Below are 18,698 nucleotides of genomic sequence, written 5' to 3'. Positions count from 1 at the left end.
AGCAGTCTAAGGAGCTGTCGGTGTCGAACTGGTACGAAGGGGCGGTTCCGGCGGCCGGGCGCGCCCCGTCGAGCGCGGCTCTCGGCCTGCGGGCCTGATCGCCTCGTGACCGCCGTGAGCTCCTCGAACGCGCGGCCGGGATCCCGGCGCGCCTCCGGCGCCCCCTCCTCCGAAGAGGAGTCGTGGGGTCAGGACCTGCCCCGGTGGCCGTTCGCGGTGTTCTTCGCGGGCTACCCGGTCCTGTGGGTGCTGGGGCTCGGCGGGTTCGCCGCCGACCTCGCCGCGCTGCCGATGTTCGGTGTTCTGCTGCTGCGGCGCGGCCTCCGTGTGCCGCCCGCGTTCGGGCTGTGGCTGCTGTTCCTGATCTGGATGACGTTGTCGGCGACCCAGCTCGACAGCGCCGGCCGCATGATCGGGTTCGTCTTCCGGTTCATGAACTACGCGGCGGCCACCATCTTCTTCCTCTACGTCTACAACGCCTCGCGCCGCGCGCTGCCGCTGTCCCGCGCCATCGGCCTCATGGTGCTGTTCTGGATCTGGGTGGTCGCGGGCGGCTATCTGGGCGTCATCCTGCCGAACGGATCGATCAGCACGCCCATGCAGAGCCTGCTGCCAGGCTCGATCGCCGGCAACGACTACGTGAAGGACCTCGTCCACCCGAAGTTCGCCGAGGTGCAGCGGCCCTGGGGGGCGCCGCGCGCCTACAACCGGCCGAGCGCGCCGTTCCCGTACACCAACACGTGGGGGAGCCACTTCGCGCTGCTGGTCCCGTTCGCGATCCTGTACATGCGGACGGCGGCGGTCCGGTGGCGGCGGCAGGCGGTCACCGTCCTGCTCCTCGCCTCGCTGGTCCCCGCCTTCAGCACGCTGAACCGCGGGATGTTCCTCGCGGTCGGCGTCGGCGTCGTGTACGCCGCCGTCCGGTTCGGTTTCCGCGGGCAGGTGAAGTGGCTGGCGGCGGTGCTCGTCCTGCTGGGCATCGGCCTGGCGACGGCCTCGGCGCTCGGGGTCGGGCAGAGCATCGGCAGCCGCACCCAGTACAGCTCCACGAACGCCGGCCGGGCGACCATCTACCGGGAGGCGTTCGAGCGCACGCTGCAGTCGCCGTTCATCGGGTTCGGCGCGCCGCGCCCGTCACTCACCCTCAGCATCTCGGTCGGCACCCAGGGCCAGTTCTGGAACGTCATGTTCTCGTTCGGCTTCGTGGCGCTGACCCTGTTCTGCGCCTGGCTGTGGCTGCTTCCGCTGCGGACACGCGCCGCGCCGGGCGCGCTGCTGTGGCTGCACGTCGTGACGGTCATGGCCTCCTTCATGATGTTCTACTACGGCCTGGACGGCTCCCAGCTCGTGGTGATCTTCGTGGCGGCGGCGCTCGTGATGCGTGAGACGGCGGCCGGCCCGGAGGTGGCGCCGCTCGGCCCGCCGCGCCGGCGGCCCGGGAGCGGCCCCGCCCGGCCGGACGTCCGCACCCTGTCCGGCTGGGTCCGCTACACCCCGGGGCCGACCTGGAGCCAGGGAGAGGACGACGATTGACCACTCAGGCCGAGGCCGCGCGGGACGACCGCGCCGGGCGCTCGCACGTACGGGAGTTCGCGCGCGGCGGGGCGATCGGGCTGGTCGGCTCCGGCGTCGCCGCGGTGGCGGGCTTCCTGCTGACCGTCGTCGTCGCGCGGGTGCTGGGCCCGGCGCAGACGGGCGTCTTCTTCACCGTGGTCGCGCTCTTCATGATCCTCACGGAGGTCACCGAACTGGGCGCCGACACGGGCCTGGTACGCACGACGGCGCGCCTGCGCGCCCTCGGCCGGGTCGGTGACCTCCGCCGGGTCGTCGTCGCCGCGCTGGTCCCCGTGCTGGCCGTCGGCGCGGTCACCGGGCTGGCGGTGTTCGCGCTGGCGCCGTGGCTGGCCGGGCTGCTCGTCGACTCCGCGCACCATGACGACGCCGTGTTCCTGCTGCGGGTCTGCGGACCCGTCCTGGCCGTGTCGGCCGCCCGCAACGTCGCGCTGTCGGGCACCCGCGGCATGGGCAGTCTCGCCGCCTTCACCGTCCAGGCGAACGTCATCACGCCGCTGAGCCGCCCGGTGCTCGTCATCGCCGTCGCCACCGTCGGCTACGGCGCCGGCGGGGTCATGGTCGCCTGGTCCCTGCCCATCGCGCTGACCTTCGTCGCGGCGGTCGCGATCCTGTGGCGGCTGCTCCGCCGGGCGGAGTCCGAGGACCACGCGGCGGCCGGAGCGGGCCGGGCCGCGTCCACGGCGACCGGACCGGATCAGGTCGGACCCGTGGCGGCCGGAGTGGGCCGGGTCGCATCCGCGGCGGCCGGAGGGGACGGGATCGCGTCGGACGGCGCGGCGTCTTCGGCGGTCCGGGAGTTCTGGGCCTTCTCGGGGCTGCGCGGCGTGGCGGCCATGCTCGAGATCGTCGTCACCTGGCTCGGCGTTCCGCTCGTCAGCGCGATGGTGTCCAGCCATGACGCGGGCATCTACGCCACGGCCGGCCGGTTCATCACGACCGGGACGCTCGTGCTGGCGGCCACGCGGCTCGCCGTCGCGCCGCAGATCGCCGGTCTGCTCGCGCGGGGGGAGACGCGGCAGGCCGAGGACCTGAACGCGGTCGCGACCGGCTGGATCGTCGCCGCCTCCTGGCCCCTGTACCTCGCCCTGGCGGTGTTCGGGCCGTTCGTCCTCACGCTGTTCGGCACGGACTTCCGTGGTGGCGCCGGGGCGATGGCGATCCTCGCCTGCGCCATGGCGCTGGTGCTGGCGACCGGGAACGTGCAGACGGTCCTGCTGATGGGCGGCAAGAGCTCGTGGAACCTGATCGACAAGGCCGTCGTCGTGGTCCTCATGGTGGTGCTGCACCTGTTGCTGGTGCCGCCGTTCGGCATCATCGGCGCCGCCACCGCGTGGGGCGTGTCGATGCTCGTGGACAACCTGCTGGCCGTGGTGCAGGTTCGCTACCTCATGGGCCTGCGGCTACGGACGCGGACGCTGGCTCCCGTCGGGGCCTGGGCGCTGGTGTGGTTCGGCGGTCTCGGCATCGTGCTGCGGGTCCTCCTGGGCACCGGCCTGCCGGCGTTCGCCGCGTACGCCGTCCTGGCCACCGGCGGCTACGGTGCCGTGCTGTGGCGGTTGCGGCACGTGCTGCAGGCCGATGTGATGGTCGGGGCGCTGCGGTCACGCGGGCGCGCCGGGGAGAAAGAGGAGGGCTGACGTGCCGACCGGGTTCGTCGGGTGGGCGAAGGACCGCTCGCCACGCTGGGTGAAGGACGCGGCCAATGCGACGACGCGCGCGTACGCCGTGCGGACCGCCGACCGGCGGCACCTGCCGGACTTCCTCATCATCGGCACCAAGCGCGGCGGCACGACCTCGCTGTGGAACTACCTCATCCAGCACCCGCTGGTCATGCCGATGTATCCGGAGTCGCGCGGAGTCAAGAGTCCCGGCTACTACTACGTCAACTACCACCGGGGCGACGACTGGTACCGCTCGCACTTCGCCACCGAGGAGGAGCTCGACCGGATCCAGCAGCGCCTCGGCGGCCCCCGGCCCGTCACCGGCGAGGCCTGCCCCTATTACATGTACTACCCGCCGGTGCCGGAGCGGGTGCGCGCCCGCACTCCGGACGTGAAGATCATCGTGACGCTGCGCGATCCGGTGAAACGCGCCTACTCCCACTACTGGGAGCGGGTCGGGGACGGCGTCGAGGACCTGAGCTTCGAGGAGGCCCTGGCGGCCGAGCCGGAACGGCTGCGGGGCGAGCGCGAGAAGATGGCCGCCGACCCGATGTACTACAGCCGGGCCCACGACTTCTACACCTACCGGGACCGCGGGATCTACCGGCCGCAGCTGGAGAACTGGTTCTCGGTCTTCCCCCGCGAGCAGTTCCTCATCATGCCGGCGGAGGACCTGTACGCGAACGAGCAGGCGGCCGTGGACCGGGTCACCGAATTCTTGGGGCTTCCTGCACATCCGCTGAAGATCGCTGAACGGCACAACCATCTTCCGGCACCGCCGATGAATCCGGCCACCAAGGAGGAGCTCACCGAGTTCTACCGGCCGCACAACCGGGCTCTGTACGAGCTGCTGGGCGAGGAGTACTCCTGGCCGGCCTGACGCGGCGGTGTGGGGCGACGCGCAGCCCCCAGAAGAGGTTTACTCGTCTCAGCAGCGACTTTTCGCAAGCTAATCACCGGCAATAGCGAAATGATTACTCTCGTTGACAACGAGTGCACGTTGCACTAATTTTGCCACGTTCCTGCGCCAGCTTCTCTGTGCCGCAGATTGATTATCCCCCGAGCCCCTCTGCTCGCCGCTTTATCTCCGCGGGAGAGTTCATGGCATTCCGTCTGCCTGCGCGCAAGGCCCCCCTGGTCGCCGGTGCGGCCGCCTTGGTCGCCGCCGGCATCATCTTCGTCCCCAACTGGGCCAGCGCGGGCGCGCCGGACGGCAAGTCCTCCGGCGCCGCCGCGCTGTCCTGCTGGGCCGTCAAGCAGGACTATCCGAAGAGCACGACCGGCCTGTACTGGCTGAAGACGCCTCGGATGAGCAGCGCCCAGCAGTTCTACTGCGACATGACCACCGATGGTGGAGGCTGGATCCTCGTCGGCCGTGGCCGCGAGAACTGGAACTTCCACTACGCCGGCCAGAGCAGCGCGTCCAACGTGCGCAACACGCCGACCGGCACCGGCGCCTTCTCGCCGGCGACGGTCCCCGGCGACACGATCAACGGCCTGTTCAACGGCGGTTCGATCGACGAGGTCCGGCTGCACCGCGCCAAGAACGCCGACGGCACCTCCTGGCAGGACGTCTCGCTCAAGTACAAGGACCTGGCGGACTGGTCGTGGACCTTCGACGGCGGGCTCCCGCTGAGCTCGGCGTCCTTCGACGGCACGACCTACGACGGCGGGTACACCGACACGATCAAGAAGTCCGACTTCCTGCACCCGTACAACGGCCTGTCGACCGTCAAGGCCAAGGACGACTCGTACAAGAAGGGCTTCGCGTACACCACGAGCATCTCCGGCGCCTCGACCAGCGCGAGCAGCTACCTCTGGAAGGCGACCTCCAGCGGGCTGCCCACCCCGTTCACGCAGGTCTGGATCCGTCCGAAGATCACGACCTCGACCGGCGGCCCGGCCCCGGCCACGCCGAAGCTGCTCAGCGGCAAGACCTCGTCGAGCCCGTGGGGCGTGACCGGCGTCGTCAGCGGCCTCAGCGGCGAGAACCACATCGAGGTGCACGCCCTCGGCGTCGTCGGGAGCACGCTCTACGTCGGCGGCGAGTTCAAGTACGTGCAGAAGGGCGCCAACCCGGCGGCCGGCGACAAGGTCCAGCAGTCCTACCTCGCGGCGTTCGACACGAGCACCGGCGAGTGGAAGACCGGGTTCCGGCCGAAGCTCGACGGTGAGGTCTGGGCGATCAAGGGAACCAGCGACAAGCTGTTCGTCTCCGGTGACTTCACCAACGTGAACGGCGTCGCCAACACGTCGGGCCTGGCCGCGCTCGACCTGAAGACCGGCGCGCCGCTGTCCACCTGGAAGTCCAGCCTGATCCGCGGCGGCAAGGACGCCAACGGCAACCCCAACATCCCGCGCGGCCGGGCCATGGACATCCAGGACGGCTGGCTCTACATCGGCGGTACGTTCGACCACATCAAGGGCGGCACGACCATCAGCAAGTCGCCGTTCTGGGTCGGTGGCGCCGCGCGCGTCAAGGTGACGGACGGCACCCCGGACACCACCTGGAACCCGTTCTTCGACGCGGGCGTCTACTCGCTCGACGCCAGCTCGCAGGGTGACCGCGTCTACTTCGGCGGCCGCATGCAGCACATGGGCAAGCAGAAGGAGGTGTCGCTCAAGGACTTCGCGATCGTCAGCACGGCGGCACCGGGCGGCCACATCTCGGGGCTGGGCGACACCAAGTGGATCCCCAGCACCGACGATCCGAGCAAGCCGTACCGCAACACGATCCTCGAGGTCGGTGACCGCGTGTGGATGGGCGGTTCAGAGCACGACCTGCAGGTCTACGACCGGGACTTCGACAAGAAGATCGGCGGCAACCTCGCCCGCTCCGGCGGTGACTTCCAGTCGAGCGTCGAGATCAACGGCGTTCTGTACGCCGGGTCGCACGGCTTCGACTTCGACTACACCGACGGCTGGACGTACCCGGACCCGAAGACCGGCGGCTACTCCAACGTGCACCGCCTCAACATGGTCGGAGCCTGGAACGCCGAGACCGGCAAGTACCTGCCCAACTGGAACCCCTCCTTCTCGTCGCGGGCCGGCAACGGCGTCTGGGCGCTCGTGAAGGACAACAACGGGTGCATGTGGGCCGGTGGCGACCTGAGCCAGGGCTCCTGGACCGGTTCCGCCTACCAGTGGCTCGGCGGCTTCGGCCGGTTCTGCCCCTGATCCGAAATCACCTTCCGCATCATCGTGATCGGGGAATCACCCACCGGGTGATTCCCCGATCCCGCGTTAGGGGCCTGGGGAATGGGAGGCTTTGGCACATGAGGATCGTCAGAGCACGCGGGCGCGTCGCCGCCCTGTCGGCGGTGCTGCTGGTCGGCGCGGGCGCCGTGCTGTCCGCCTGCGGCTCCGCCTCCGGCAACGACGGCAAGGGCGGGAAGACGCCTGCGAGGGCGGTCGCCCTCGCGGAGGGCAGGTCGGCCACGCCGGGCGGAGACTGCGGCGCCGACGCCAAGCTCATGCCGAAGTGCGGCGCCTACTGGGGCATCTACTCGGTGCAGGGCAAGTCCCTCACCTCGGCCGTGACCGACATCGAGGGCAAGATCGGCCGACGCTTCGACATCACCCTGCGCTTCCACGACTTCTCGAACGCCCCCGGGCCGGGACGTTTCCCGGACGCCTCCGAACGCGAGCTCGGCCGAGACCGGCTGCTCTTCTTCGCGTGGGAGAGCAAGGTCTACCAGACCCAGCAGAGCTACAAGTGGCGTGACATCGCGGCCGGCACCTACGACCGTTCCGTGGTCGAGCCGGTCGCCGAGCGCGTGAAGGCGTACGGCAAGAAGGTCTTCATGTCCTTCGACCCGGAGATGGACCGGCACCAGAACAAGGGCGAGATGAAGGGCAGCGCGGCGGAGTACGTCGCGGCCGCCCGGCACGTCCACGACGTCTTCCAGAAGGCCGGCGTCACGAACGTCGTGTGGGTCTGGGTCGTCACCGGCACGATGAGCGGGGTCAACCCGCAGCGGATGCTCGACTCCTACCCCGGTGACGCGTACGCCGACTGGGTGGGCTGGGACCCGTACAACTTCTACAAGTGCCACAACGGGCCGTGGCACACGTTCGACGAGAAGGTCGGCCCGACGTACCGCTTCTTCCAGCAGCACGGGTTCGCCAAGAAGCCGTTCATCCTCCCGGAGTACGGCACGCAGTACGACCCGGCCGATCCCAAGCGCTCGGTCGAGTGGTACCGCGCGATCCCCGGCGTGCTGCGGAGCAAGTACCCCAACATCGCCGGGCTTGTCCGGTTCGACGCGGGGCCGGGCTGCAACCTGAAGGTCGACAACGGCCCGGGCATGATCAGCTCGTACGCCGCGGCGGGCCGTAATTCTTACCTGAACCCGATGGCGGCTCATTAGGGTCAGAGGATGAGCACGCGCACTTTCCGCATCATCGTCCGGGGCGTCTTCGACGGGCTCACCGCCGAGCAGCGCGCCGAGCTCCTGGCCGAGGCCGACGAGCATGACGTCCTGACCGCGGCCTTCACCCCCGAAGGACACCTCACCTACGACCTCGCCGCGCGGTCCGCCTTCACCTTCCGGTTTCTGGAGACGGGAGAGGCGGCGGAGGACATCTCGGCCGCGACCGAACGCGCCGAGGAGGCGGCGAGGGCGTGGCTGACCGGACGCGGCTACGGCTACAAGAACCTGAGGTCGAGCGCCGAGGACCTCTCCCAGGCGCCCCTGGGCGCACGGCAGCGCCGCGCCGCCCGCAGGAACGCCTGACCGAAACGCGAGGTCAGTTCGTCTTGGCGGACCGGGAGCGGCGGCGCCGGGGCTCGGCGACGAGCTCGTCCACCAGCAGCCCGAACCGCGCGACGGCGGGCGCCGTCTCGTCGGCCTCGTCCGGTACGGCGTACTTCGCCGGGTCGGCCAGCGCGCGGTTCAGGTGGGCGTGCAGGCTCTCGGCGGTCTCGGCCAGGGCGACCTTGCCGAAGGTCGCGACGTGCCGGGAGAAGCGCACCTGATGGTCGTCGACGACCTCGTCCAGCCGCGCGATGCGGGGAACCACGATCGGCAGCCGTCCCGCCTGCCGGCTCTCGGTGATGGAGCCGGGTCCGCCCTGGCAGACGACGGCGGTCGCCTGCCGGAACAGCTCCTGCATGTCGGCGTGGGGCAGGAAGTCATGACACTCGGCCCCCGCCGGCGGGTCGGCCGGCCCGTGCTGCACGACGCAGCGGACGTGGCCGTTCGCCGCGAGCCAGTGCTCCATCCACCCCATCAACCGGTCGAACCGGTGATGGTCGGTGCCCACGGTCACGAAGACCAGCGGTCTGTCCGGGCCGGTCAAAGCAGCTGCCCCACGACGGTGCCCTTCGGATAGCGCGCCCGCTGTTCCTCCCACTGGAGCAGGAACAGGTCCGCGATCGGATAGCAGAGACGGCCGGTGAGCGTGCCCGAGTCGATGCGGTCGTACACCTCGAGGTAGACCGTGCGCCGGCGCAGCAGCTTGCCCAGGAGGAAGAAGGGCACGGCAACGCCCGCCCCCGAGCTGACGATGACGTCCGGCTTGTAGCGCGGGACCAGCCGCAGCGCGAGCCACAGGTTGCGCAGCAGATTCGGGATGTTCCGGGTCGTCGGGTGGTAGGCCCAGGTCACCTGCTCGTCCGCGAGGAGGGAACAGGCGTCGGCCTTCTCGAACGTCACCCACATCCGCTCGTGCTCGGACCACCAGGGCCGCAGCCGGTGCAGCTGGGTCAGGTGCCCGCCGGTCGAGCAGACCAGGAGAACCCTCACCGCTCCTCCAGGACCTGGAGCATGGCCGGATGGAGGGCGGGGTTCCATCCGCCGCCCAGCCGCTTGAGGTGGTACGTCCGCATGAACATCTCCAGCAGGTAGAGCCGTCCGAGCAGTCGGCGATGGTCGGAGGGGATCTGGGGGAGCTCGTGGTCGGCCGCGGCCCGTACGGCGGCGACCGCCTCGGCCAGCGGCCGGCCGCGCAGCACCAGCGCGTCCTGGAACCGCCAGTGCAGGTGGTCGAAGCCGACCGGGACCTCCTCGGCGCTGTGCTCCCAGTCCCAGACGTACAGGTCCCCGGCGTACCGGCCCATGTTCCAGGGCACCCAGTCGCCGTGCCAGCGGCCGACGCGCAGGGGTGTGCCGCCGTGCTCGCGTTCGAGCTCGTCGCAGTGGGCGGCGACCAGGGCCGCGAGTCGCCGTTCCTCCTCGTCGGCGGCCAGCACGGCGGCCTCCGCGCGCAGCGCCCGCCAGAAGGCCGAGTCGGCCAGCTTCGTCGTACGGGCGGCGAAGGGACCCGGGAGGTCGGTCGGGGTCGGTTGGTCGGGGAAGCCCGGGAGGTCGGTCGGGGTCGGTTGGTCGGGGAAGCCCGGGAGGTCGGTCGGGGTCGGTTGGTCGGGGAAGACGGCGTCGTACGGGGCGCGGGGCGGCTCCGCCTCCCGGTAGCGGCGGATCCTCGGCGGCAGCGGCGCCGTGACGGTGAGGTCGTAGTCGCGCCACGGGCCGTGGTGCAGCAGCTCCGGGACGCGGATGCCGCCCGCCGGGCCCTGGGTGACCGCGGCGATGGCGGCCGCCTCCCGCCGGGTCATCTCCCGGGTGGCGGGGTTCCATCCGACCTTGGCGTAGCCCACGGGGGCGCCGTCGGCGCCGAAGAGCTGGAGCGTCGGCTTCAGGTTGGGGTCCGGCGGCCGTACGCCCACGCCCAGCGCCGGCCGCGGCAGGCCGAGCACCCGTCCCAGGTGCGCGCTCAGCAGGTAGTCGCCCAGCTCGGCCGACGGAAGCTCCTCGGGAACGCAGACGAGCAGCCGGTGGCGCAGTACGAGCGGCGCGAGCCCGGTACGGAACCCGGCGCCCAGGACCGTACGCGGGACGCGGAGACGGGCCCAGCGCAGCCCGTTGTAGTGGGTGAGGCTGCCGGCGGCGACGGCCCGGCCGTCGAGCGGAACGAGGAAGCGCGGACGCTCGGGAGACGGCACCACGGCGTAGCGCTCGACCACGCGGTACCCCGGCGGGACCTCGCCCGACGTGACCCGGACCGGCCACCCGGAGGACTCCGGCTCGGGCAGCCACAGCCGTTCGACAAGTGCGCGGAGCACTGCGCCCCCTGTGCCCTTGATCAGCCCGGATCCGCCCCGGTGACCGACTTCAACTTTCCCGGCACTTTACCGTAATCGGCCTTTCATCATCGGACTCGTCACCGCTTTTCCGGAACGCCAGTACGCTCGGTCACGCAATGGCGGAACTCGGTGAAAGGCGCGGGATGGGCGTGGGCGGCGGACCGCTGGTCGTGATCGTGCTGTCGCACCGGAACCCCGGGCAGGTCGCCCGGCTCGTGGACCGGATCCGGACCGGCGTCGACACGGTCGCGGTGATCCACCATGACCCGACCGGTGAGCCCCTGACGATGCGCCCGTCCTCGAACGTCGCGCTGATCCCCGACGCCCGCCCCTGCCAGTGGGGAAGGCTCTCCCTGGTCGAGGCGCAGTGGCGGTCGCTGCGCTGGGTGGCGGCCAACATCCCGGAGTTCTCCTGGGCACTTCTCGTGTCCGGCCAGGACTACCCGATCCGGCCCATCACCACGATCGAGAAGGAGCTCGCCGCCTCCCCGTACGACGCGTATCTGCGGCACTTCGCCGTCACTCCCGATCCGGCGGCGGACACCGACCCCTGGCAGGCGGTGACCCGCCGCCGCTACCTGCGTAAACGGCGGCTGCCCGGCACCCACCGATCGGTGCCGCTGCCGTTCGAGCGGCGGCATCCCTACCGGGACGGGGTGGGGCTGTACGTCGGCGACATGTGGTTCAACCTGTCCGCCGAGACCGTGCACGGCATGCTGGCCGACCCGCTGGCCGACCGCCTGCTGCGCTATCTGCGGTACGCGCCGATCCCGGACGAGACCTTCATCTGCTCACTGGCCCTGAACGCGCGGCCGGCCCGCTCGGTGGCCAACGACAGCAGGCGGTTCATCCGGTGGGGCGCCGACGCGAGCCATCCCGACCTGATCACCGCGGCGCACCTGGACGAGCTCCGGGCCGACGACGCGTTCTTCGCCCGCAAAATCGACGTTTCCGCGCATCCCGAGGTCCCGGACCTGCTCGACCAGGTCGCCGCCGACCGCCGTTCCCCGTCCTGACCGGCACCCCGGTCAGGAGAAGGGCCCGGTCCACCAGCGGAGCCACCGCGCCGGACCGTCGGCGTCCTCGGAGGAGGGAGAGGAAACGGCGGAGTCCTCGCCTGCCAGCATCAGACCGTACGGGCCCATGTAGAGCAGCGGGCCGGCGGACCGGGCTGGTACGGCGGCAGTCTGCACCGGTGTGGCGGCAGGCCGTACCGGTGCGGCGGTCTCGACCGTCGGCGCCGGTGGCAGCGGTGGCGCCGGTCGCTCGGGATTCACGATGGTGACCTTCTGCGTCAGGTTGCAGACCCGGACGCTGCGACAGAGGCCGTTCTGCGCGTCGCTCACACCTCCGGCGTTCCGGTTGGTGGTGTGCTGATAGCCGCGATTGCGAATGGGACTCCGCACCGACATGGCGGTGGCGTTGTGATGACCGTTCCCGTCGTTGTTGTGGTCCGTGACGAGACGCCTCTGCGGGCCTGCCGGGATCCGGGCGGCCTCGGCCGCTGAGGGAAGCGAGGCGAGGCCGACGACGCCGGCCGCCAGGCACCAGGCGGCCGTCTTGCGGTGGATCGTGGCCTTTTCACCGGTCGATGTGCCCAAGGTTCCCCGTCGGATCATGCTTCCACCCCTGCGAGTCGCTGCTGCCGGACGAATGGTCCGTTCGGCGGGCGTACCCGGGGTCGATCTTCCGATCACGTGGCGCGCAGGGGACAGATGGATCATTGCCCCGCTCATTGCCCCGCCTCTATCGGCAGATCGGCCGAAGCCACCACAGAGAGGAAGCGAAGCCAATGGCGCACCAGAGGCAATCGCCTTGGACCTGTCGATCACGCTCCGGGCGGTGGGCTGCTGAATCATCGCCTGCTCATCGTCGTGCGCTCATCGGCGAATCCGGCAAAGCGGCGGCCGAGCGGTCGGGGGCAGGCACCATGGCCAGATGGCCCAGCGCGATCCGAGCCCCGAGATAGGCGAAAGGCACCAGAAGTACGAGGTCCGCGAGGTGGGCTATCGCGATTTCACGCGGTACGCGACTGATCGGGAACGCGATGGCGCCGCCGAACAGCAGGACGCCGATCGGCCAGGGCACCGCCCGGATCCGGGTGAGCACGACACCGAGGGCGAAAAGGCTGAGCGGAAAGGCCGTACCGGCGAACCAGAACGTCACGAACGCCGCCCCGGGATGCTGGTGGATCAGGCGCACCGCCTCGGTGTGCGAGACGTGGAACAGTTCCTCGTGCATTCCCTGGAGCCCGAACGAGGCGCCGCCGACGCACCCGTAGATCGCGGCCGGCAGCGCGATCGCCGCGTATCGCGGCACTCTCGGCTCGATGAGGCGGTACAGCGCGACGAGACCGATGAGCCAGCAGGTCGTCGCGGCCACGATGAGAGTTCCGGCGGTGATGCCCTGATAGCGATCGCTCCAATAGAACGTTGAAATGGCCTGGAGCGCCGGCCCCATGACGAGACAGCTGCCGGCGATGATCCGGGAAACCGGGTGCATCGTTTCTCCCTTGCCCGAGTGAATGACCACGCAGGCAACGCTAGAAAGCCGCGAAGCGGATTCCATCCACTTCGCGGCGCGATGTGATACGGCCTTCGCGGTACCGGGACTACCGCGCGGGCGGTACGCCGGGTGGCGTCACCGCCAGCCCCGACCGGTAGGCGAACACCACGAGCTGGGCACGGTCTCGCGCGCTCACCTTGGCCATCGCCCGGTTGACGTGGGTCTTCGCCGTCGCGGGACTCATCCCCAGCCGCCGGCCCACGTCCTGGTCGGACATGCCCTCGGCGACGAGCGTCACCACTTCGCGCTCCCGGTCGGTGAGGGCCGCCGACAGGGCCGGGTCGAACGACGGCCCGTCCGGCCGCCCCACGAACGCCGAGATCAACCGGCGGGTCACCTGGGGCGCGAGCAGGGCGTCCCCCTTGAACACCGTGCGCACCGCCTGCCGCAGAGTATCGGGCTCGATGTCCTTGAGCAGGAACCCGCTGGCCCCCGCGTGCAGCGCGGCGAAGACGTACCGGTCCAGGTCGAAGGTGGTCAGGACGATCACTCTGACGTCCGGCGTCCGCTCGTCGGCGAGGATCCGCCTCGTTGCGGCGAGCCCGTCCGTGCCGGGCATCCGCACGTCCATGAGCACGACGTCAGGGCGGTGCGCCCGGGTAAGGGCGACCGCCTCCTCACCGTCGGCGGCCTCCGCGACGACCTCGAGGTCCTCCGCCCGGTCGAGGAGGACGCGGAACCCGGCTCGCACGAGCGCCTGGTCGTCGGCCACCAACACGCGAATCGTCACGTCGCCTCCTCGTCCCTCGGCCGGTCGCCCACTCGGGAAGCCCTCTTGCGCATCGTCACGTCGTCCACGGCCGGCAGCCAGGCGCGTACCCGGAAACCTCGCCCGGCGCCGTCGGGCCACACGAACGGGCCGGAGGTCAACCGGCCGCCCAGGCCCGCCGCGCGTTCGGCCATGCCCCGCAGGCCGTTGCCCTCCGTGACACCCCCGGGTCCGCCGGTGCGGCCGTCGTCCTCCGTCGCCCACCCGGTCTCGCCGGCGCGGTCGTCACCTCCGCCGCCGTCGTCGCGAATCTCCAGAGCGAGCCCGGCCTCGTCGTACCGCACCAGGATCTCCACCAGGTCGGCGTCGGAATGACGCAACGCGTTGGTGAGGGACTCCTGCGCGATCCGGTAGGCCGTGAACTCCACCAGCCGGGGCAGCGGGCGGCGCTCGCCCTCGACGCGCACCTCGACGCGCGGCCCGCCTCCGGCGCAGGCCAGGGCCAGGTCCGGGAGCCGGTCGATGCCCGGAGCCGGAGGTGCCACGCCGCCTTCCGCTCCGTCCCGCTCCCGCAGGACGCCGACGGTCGCCCGCATCTCGGCCATCGCCTCGCCACCGGCCCGCCGGACCGCATCAAGGGCCTCCCGCGCCTGGTCGGGGGCCTCGGTCAGCAGTTCGGCGGCCACGCTCGCCTGCACGTTGATCACGGCGATCGTGTGTGCGGACACGTCGTGGAGTTCGCGGGCGATGCGCATCCGTTCCTCGGTGAGCCGCTGTGCGGCGACCTGGTCCCGGTGCGCGGCCAGCAGCGCCAGACGGGCCTCGAACTCGGCGCGTCGCGCGCGACGGCTGCGTACGGAGTCGCCCAGTAACAGCGCCGCGATGAACACCACCGTCGACCCGTCGAGCGTCGCGTCGAACAGGCCGACGCCGCTGTACTTCGTCCGGGCCAGCGCGTCCGACACGATCAGCGCACCCCCGAGCGCCAGCCCCGCTCTTCGCCGCCGTGCGGAGGCCACCGAGAACAGGGCGACCCAGACCGGTACGGCCGGTGCTCCGCCCGGATAGTTCGCGGTGTGGTAGACGACCCACAGCAGGAAGACGACGCTGAGCGCCAGGGCCGGACTGCGCCGGCGGACCGGCAGCGCCGCGGCCATCGCAAGCCCTATCCCATAGGCCCGGGCGTCAGGACTCTGGTAGGCGGCGGCCGGCGTCGCGGTGTCGATGCGGTAGACGGTCACCGCCGCGACGGACGCGCACAGGATCGCCTCCCCGGCCCACGGTGGAACCGCTTCCATTCGACGGCGCAGCCGTGTGAGATCCACGCCCCCACCGTACGGACCACCTTCCGGTGACGCACCCCTGCCCGGTCCCGGTGATGGAGACCCGCGCGGCCGAGCCCGGCGGGCCGCCCCGAGCACGTGGCCTGGACCCCGTCCTGGTCCGGGCGACGGGCCCCTGCGCCGGATCGATCGGCCACTTCGCCGCCGGTAGCGACGTCCCAGACCCGGCGAATCGGTCATCGACCGTCATCGTCCACGGCAACCAGACCACAGCGGCGGAAACCAGACCCCAGCGGCGGCAAGGAGGCGGGCGGTGGGGGCCTCTGCAACGCCTCCTGGTCGGCGATGGCCGCGGATCAGTGGGGCACGACGGAGGGGTCTTTCTCCGGGCGGCGGACCGGGACGGTCCTCGGGGGCGGCGCGTCGGCGCGGGGGAGCGGGAGCGGGCGCAGGCCGTTCCAGGCGCGGAGCAGGGACCAGGCGGCCGTGCCGCCGACCGCCGCGGCGACCAGCGCCCACGCCATCGGCGTCGTGCCCACGTTGAACATCTTCAGTGCCGACGCCAGCAGGACGAACGCCAGCGCCCACCGGATCAGGCCGCCCGGGGCGCGGGACGACGCCAGCGAGCCGAGGATGACGCCGGGGATCGACCCGGCCAGCAGCGCGAGCGTGACGCTGAGCTTGAAGTCGCCGAAGAGGATGTGACCGAGCGCCGCCGACCACACCAGGGGCACGGCCTGCAGCAGGTCGGTGCCGACGAGGCGGTTGGCGGTGAGCTTCGGGTACAGGGCGAGGAGAGCGACGACGATCAACGAGCCGGAGCCGACCGAGGTCATTCCGACGACCAGGCCACCCACCGCTCCCACCAGCATTGTTGGGATTGGGCGTACGGAAACGGGGGCCGAGGACGCGCCGTCGTCGGGGGAGGAGGCGCGGGCCGCCCGGCGCGGACCGCCGGCGGCCATGGTCAGGTAGCTGCGGATGACGAGACCGGAGGCGGCGATGAGCAGCGCGACGCCGAGGGCGATCTCGATGACGTCCTGCACCCGGCTGCCGTGCCCGAGCGCGCGGGCGAGCAGGACCCCACAGAACGCGGTCGGTACCGATCCGGCGCACAGCCAGGCGACGAGGCGCAGGTTGACGGTCCCGCGGCGCAGGTGCACGAGGCTGCCGACGGGCTTCATGACGGCTGCGGCGACGAGGTCGCTGGAGACCGCGGTGAGCGGCGGCACGCCGAAGAAGACGGTGAGCATCGGCGTCATCAGGGCGCCGCCGCCCATCCCGGTCAGTCCCACCACGATCGCGACCAGGAACGATCCCATGGCCATCTGGTAATCGAAGTGCATCCGTATGCCCTACCCGTTAAATCGGGAAAGTCGGACACTCAGGTTAAACGGTGATGGCCGGGGAGCGCCAGGCAGGCCCCCGTTGGCGTTCGGTGACGGAACCCTTACTCGGAGCGCACCCAGCCGCCGGCGACGAGCAGGTCGAGGACCCGCTCCACCGCGGCCTCGGGCGTCAGCTGCGAGGTGTCGATGGTCAGCTCGGCGTCGTCCGGGACCTCATAGGGGTCGGAGATGCCGGTGAACTCCGCGATCAGACCGGCCCGCGCCTTGGCGTACAGGCCCTTGCGGTCGCGGCGCTCGCACTCCTCCAGCGGCGTGGCCACGTGGACCAGGACGAAGTCGCCCGTGGCGTTCACCATCCGGCGCACCTCCGCCCGCGTCGCGGCGTACGGCGCGATCGGCGCACAGATCGCCACCCCGCCGTGCCGGGTGATCTCGGCGGCGACGTAGCCGATGCGGCGGATGTTGAGGTCCCGGTCGTCACGGGAGAACGTCAGGCCGGCCGACAGCAGCCGGCGGACGACGTCGCCGTCCAGGAGGGTGACCGTGCGGCCGCCCCGCTCGACGAGCGCGTCGGCGAGCCCGCGGGCGATCGTGGACTTGCCCGAGCCGGACAGGCCCGTGAAGAACACGGTGAGACCCCGCTCGTGCCGCGGGGGATTGGCCCGGCGCAGCTCCTCCGCCACCGCTGGCAGCGTGAACCACTCCGGGATCTTCTCGCCGCGGTCCAGCATCGCGGCGAGCTCCGCCTCGGTCGGCTCCGGCCGGATGTGGTCAGGCTCGATCTTGGAGACCGGACGCCACACCTCGACGCTCTCGTCGTACGCCCACGGCTCGGGCGTGACCGGCTCGATCGGGAGCTGTCCGCTCGTCAACGGCAGCGCCTGCGCCCCCGCCCGCGCGGCCTCCTCCGCGCCGGCGGCGGGCTCCAGGAAGAAATGGGTGGCGCCGTACGCCGCCGCGACGTGGGCCGCGAGGGCCAGGTCACGGCCCGGCCGCTCGATGAGCGGCACCGGCACGACGAGCGTGCCGGCCGGCAGTTCGCGGCGCACGGCCAGCAGGGCGCGGACCAGCGCGTCGTCGTGGCCCTCGCCGATCAACGGCATCAGCAGCAGCCGCGCGTCGAGCTTCTCGGCGAGCTGGCGCAGCTGGCCGAGGTGCCGCCGGTGCAGCGGACCGCGGGTCGCCAGCGCCAGCGTCGTCGCCCCGGCCAGCTCCGCGCGCACCTCGCGCGGGGACAGGCGGAGCCGGCGGAACGTCCCGTGCTCCGGCAGGGCCAGCGCCTCGACCCGGCCGGCCGCGTGCCAGGAGGTCGTCCCCGACGCGCGAAGGGGATCACCCTCGGGGAACCCGGCGGGTGACGCGTTGTCCTGCCACGTCTCGGCGATGTGCAGGACCGCGAGCGGCACGCCCTCCGGATCGGTCAGGACGACCCGGTCCTCCTTGGTGAGGTCCTCCGGGACGGCGATCGTCACGGCCGCCGGCCACGGCGTGCCGTCGGACAGCCGTCCGGCGGCGGACACGGTCGCCGCGTCCACCGCGCCGAGGAAACCGGTGAGCGGATGGAACGCGCCGTTCAGCAGCAGTTCGAGGTCGGCCAGCTCGGCCGGGCCGGGCGTCAGGCTCGGCAGGTCGCGTAGGTCGCCGGCTTCCGTCGTCAACGCAGGCTCCGATCGTGTCTCGACCGTTGACCATTGCACTCTACGCTCTGCCGACGCCACCTCAGATGATGCGCGCGTAGCGATTCTCCGGCTTGCGGATCACCATGGCGACGTCGCTGTACGCCGAGGTCGCGCGATTCCGGGACAAGAGGCCCACGGCCCGGCACATCAGCCGCACGATCGTCCCCGACCAGGCCACCATCCCGGCGGACGTGTGCTCGTCGACGACGACCAGGCCCCGCATCAGGCAGTACGCCCGCATGCCGGCGGCCGACGCCACCCGCTCGTACACCGGACGCGGCGGGGTGCCGCGCAGCCACAGGACGGAGCGCAGCCATCCCGGGGCGACCCGGTCGAGGCGGCCGAACGCGCTGTCGCGGTCCCGGAACCGGACCAGCATCAGCCCGCCGGGCCGGAGCGCGGCGACGAACCGGTCGAGGACCAGCTCGGCGTGCGGGATCCGCTCGATCAGGTACGAGACGTGCACGATGTCGTACACGCGTGGCGGCATCGGGACCGTGCGCAGGTCCCCGAGATGCCAGGCGTCGAGGTCGCGGCGGGCGCGGACACCCGCGCGCGCCTCCGGCAGGTCGTCGTCGACCCCGGTGACGTGGCACTCGGCGGGACGCAGGTCGAGCGGCACGCTCCGCCCGCAGCCGGCGTCGAGGACCCGCAGTCGCTCGTACGGCCGTTCGTCGGCGTACTCGCGAACACGTTGGTGGAAGACGTCGGGATCGAAGGTCGGCGGGGTCCGCAGCTCGGTCACGCCCCGGAGCGTAGTCGTCTGCTCGCGCACCGTGGCCGCATTCGGCAT

General features: G+C 71.3%; 17 protein-coding genes. 7 read left to right on the top strand and 10 right to left on the bottom strand.

Annotated elements, in window-relative coordinates; all coding sequences use genetic code 11:
- The first annotated feature begins 105 nt into the window (after window positions 1-105).
- The 6 genes from NE234_RS05415 (at window position 106) to NE234_RS05390 (ending at window position 7,972) form a co-directional block, all read left to right on the top strand.
- Window positions 106-1,533, top strand: coding sequence for a hypothetical protein (locus tag NE234_RS05415; RefSeq protein WP_252777730.1), 1,428 nt, complete (start codon window positions 106-108; stop codon window positions 1,531-1,533).
- Window positions 1,530-3,212, top strand: coding sequence for a lipopolysaccharide biosynthesis protein (locus tag NE234_RS05410; RefSeq protein ID WP_252777729.1), 1,683 nt, complete (start codon window positions 1,530-1,532; stop codon window positions 3,210-3,212). The genes NE234_RS05415 and NE234_RS05410 overlap by 4 nt, the downstream gene beginning before the upstream one ends.
- A gap of 1 nt (window position 3,213) precedes the next feature.
- The gene (locus tag NE234_RS05405; protein WP_252777728.1) at window positions 3,214-4,116 is read left to right on the top strand and encodes a sulfotransferase domain-containing protein; all 903 of its coding nucleotides are present in this window, start codon (window positions 3,214-3,216) and stop codon (window positions 4,114-4,116) included.
- Window positions 4,117-4,337: 221 nt separating this feature from the next.
- A complete protein-coding gene (locus NE234_RS05400) occupies window positions 4,338-6,413 on the top strand; it encodes a fibrinogen-like YCDxxxxGGGW domain-containing protein (RefSeq protein WP_252777727.1) in 2,076 nt (691 codons plus the stop codon).
- A 98-nt stretch (window positions 6,414-6,511) separates the two neighbouring features.
- Entirely contained in the window at window positions 6,512-7,606 is a 1,095-nt protein-coding gene (locus tag NE234_RS05395) for a glycoside hydrolase family 26 protein (RefSeq protein ID WP_252777726.1), read from the top strand.
- Window positions 7,607-7,615: 9 nt separating this feature from the next.
- Complete coding sequence (locus tag NE234_RS05390) at window positions 7,616-7,972, top strand: DUF6204 family protein (protein ID WP_252777725.1); 357 nt, start codon at window positions 7,616-7,618, stop codon at window positions 7,970-7,972.
- Window positions 7,973-7,985: 13 nt separating this feature from the next.
- On the opposite strand, the gene NE234_RS05385 is transcribed toward NE234_RS05390, so the two are convergent.
- From NE234_RS05385 to NE234_RS05375, 3 genes are read right to left on the bottom strand one after another with little or no spacing between them, the layout of a single operon-like run.
- Window positions 7,986-8,507: a glycosyltransferase gene (locus NE234_RS05385; RefSeq protein WP_252777724.1), complete on the bottom strand. Its 522-nt coding sequence runs from the start codon at window positions 8,505-8,507 to the stop codon at window positions 7,986-7,988.
- A 26-nt stretch (window positions 8,508-8,533) separates the two neighbouring features.
- On the bottom strand, window positions 8,534-9,031 hold the full coding sequence (gene pssD / locus NE234_RS05380) for a PssD/Cps14F family polysaccharide biosynthesis glycosyltransferase (RefSeq protein ID WP_406566943.1): 498 nt from the start codon (window positions 9,029-9,031) through the stop codon (window positions 8,534-8,536).
- Window positions 8,980-10,299, bottom strand: a complete 1,320-nt coding sequence (locus tag NE234_RS05375; protein ID WP_252777722.1) for a hypothetical protein — start codon at window positions 10,297-10,299, stop codon at window positions 8,980-8,982. The genes pssD and NE234_RS05375 overlap by 52 nt, the downstream gene beginning before the upstream one ends.
- Window positions 10,300-10,436: 137 nt before the next feature.
- Between NE234_RS05375 and NE234_RS05370 the strand changes: the two genes are divergently transcribed.
- Complete coding sequence (locus NE234_RS05370; RefSeq protein WP_252777721.1) at window positions 10,437-11,336, top strand: beta-1,6-N-acetylglucosaminyltransferase; 900 nt, start codon at window positions 10,437-10,439, stop codon at window positions 11,334-11,336.
- 12 nt (window positions 11,337-11,348) lie between these two features.
- Here the strand turns inward: NE234_RS05370 and NE234_RS05365 are convergent, their stop codons facing one another.
- The 7 genes from NE234_RS05365 to NE234_RS05335 form a co-directional block, all read right to left on the bottom strand.
- Window positions 11,349-11,921: a hypothetical protein gene (locus NE234_RS05365; RefSeq protein ID WP_252777720.1), complete on the bottom strand. Its 573-nt coding sequence runs from the start codon at window positions 11,919-11,921 to the stop codon at window positions 11,349-11,351.
- A 265-nt stretch (window positions 11,922-12,186) separates the two neighbouring features.
- Window positions 12,187-12,852, bottom strand: coding sequence for a hypothetical protein (locus tag NE234_RS05360; protein ID WP_252777719.1), 666 nt, complete (start codon window positions 12,850-12,852; stop codon window positions 12,187-12,189).
- A 79-nt stretch (window positions 12,853-12,931) separates the two neighbouring features.
- The gene (locus NE234_RS05355) at window positions 12,932-13,615 is read right to left on the bottom strand and encodes a response regulator transcription factor (RefSeq protein WP_252777718.1); all 684 of its coding nucleotides are present in this window, start codon (window positions 13,613-13,615) and stop codon (window positions 12,932-12,934) included.
- Entirely contained in the window at window positions 13,612-14,919 is a 1,308-nt protein-coding gene (locus NE234_RS45180) for a sensor histidine kinase (protein WP_252777717.1), read from the bottom strand. The genes NE234_RS05355 and NE234_RS45180 overlap by 4 nt, the downstream gene beginning before the upstream one ends.
- A gap of 314 nt (window positions 14,920-15,233) precedes the next feature.
- Entirely contained in the window at window positions 15,234-16,223 is a 990-nt protein-coding gene (locus tag NE234_RS05345) for a sulfite exporter TauE/SafE family protein (protein ID WP_252777716.1), read from the bottom strand.
- 104 nt (window positions 16,224-16,327) lie between these two features.
- A complete protein-coding gene (cysC, locus tag NE234_RS05340) occupies window positions 16,328-17,884 on the bottom strand; it encodes an adenylyl-sulfate kinase (protein WP_252777715.1) in 1,557 nt (518 codons plus the stop codon).
- Window positions 17,885-17,945: 61 nt separating this feature from the next.
- Complete coding sequence (locus NE234_RS05335; protein WP_252777714.1) at window positions 17,946-18,650, bottom strand: class I SAM-dependent methyltransferase; 705 nt, start codon at window positions 18,648-18,650, stop codon at window positions 17,946-17,948.
- Window positions 18,651-18,698 lie beyond the last annotated feature (48 nt).

This window comes from Actinoallomurus rhizosphaericola, assembly GCF_024055675.1.
GTDB lineage: Bacteria > Actinomycetota > Actinomycetes > Streptosporangiales > Streptosporangiaceae > Actinoallomurus > Actinoallomurus soli.
This window is presented reverse-complemented; position numbering and strand designations above follow the sequence as displayed.

Bases quoted from the DNA above. Each gene is read 5' to 3' on its own strand.
- NE234_RS05400 (WP_252777727.1), top strand. From the start codon at position 4,338: ATGGCATTCCGTCTGCCTGCGCGCAAGGCCCCCCTGGTCGCCGGTGCG.
- NE234_RS05395 (WP_252777726.1), top strand. From the start codon at position 6,512: ATGAGGATCGTCAGAGCACGCGGGCGCGTCGCCGCCCTGTCGGCGGTG.
- NE234_RS05390 (WP_252777725.1), top strand. From the start codon at position 7,616: ATGAGCACGCGCACTTTCCGCATCATCGTCCGGGGCGTCTTCGACGGG.
- pssD (WP_406566943.1), bottom strand. From the start codon at position 9,031: ATGGAACCCCGCCCTCCATCCGGCCATGCTCCAGGTCCTGGAGGAGCG.
- NE234_RS05370 (WP_252777721.1), top strand. From the start codon at position 10,437: ATGGCGGAACTCGGTGAAAGGCGCGGGATGGGCGTGGGCGGCGGACCG.
- NE234_RS05345 (WP_252777716.1), bottom strand. From the start codon at position 16,223: ATGCACTTCGATTACCAGATGGCCATGGGATCGTTCCTGGTCGCGATC.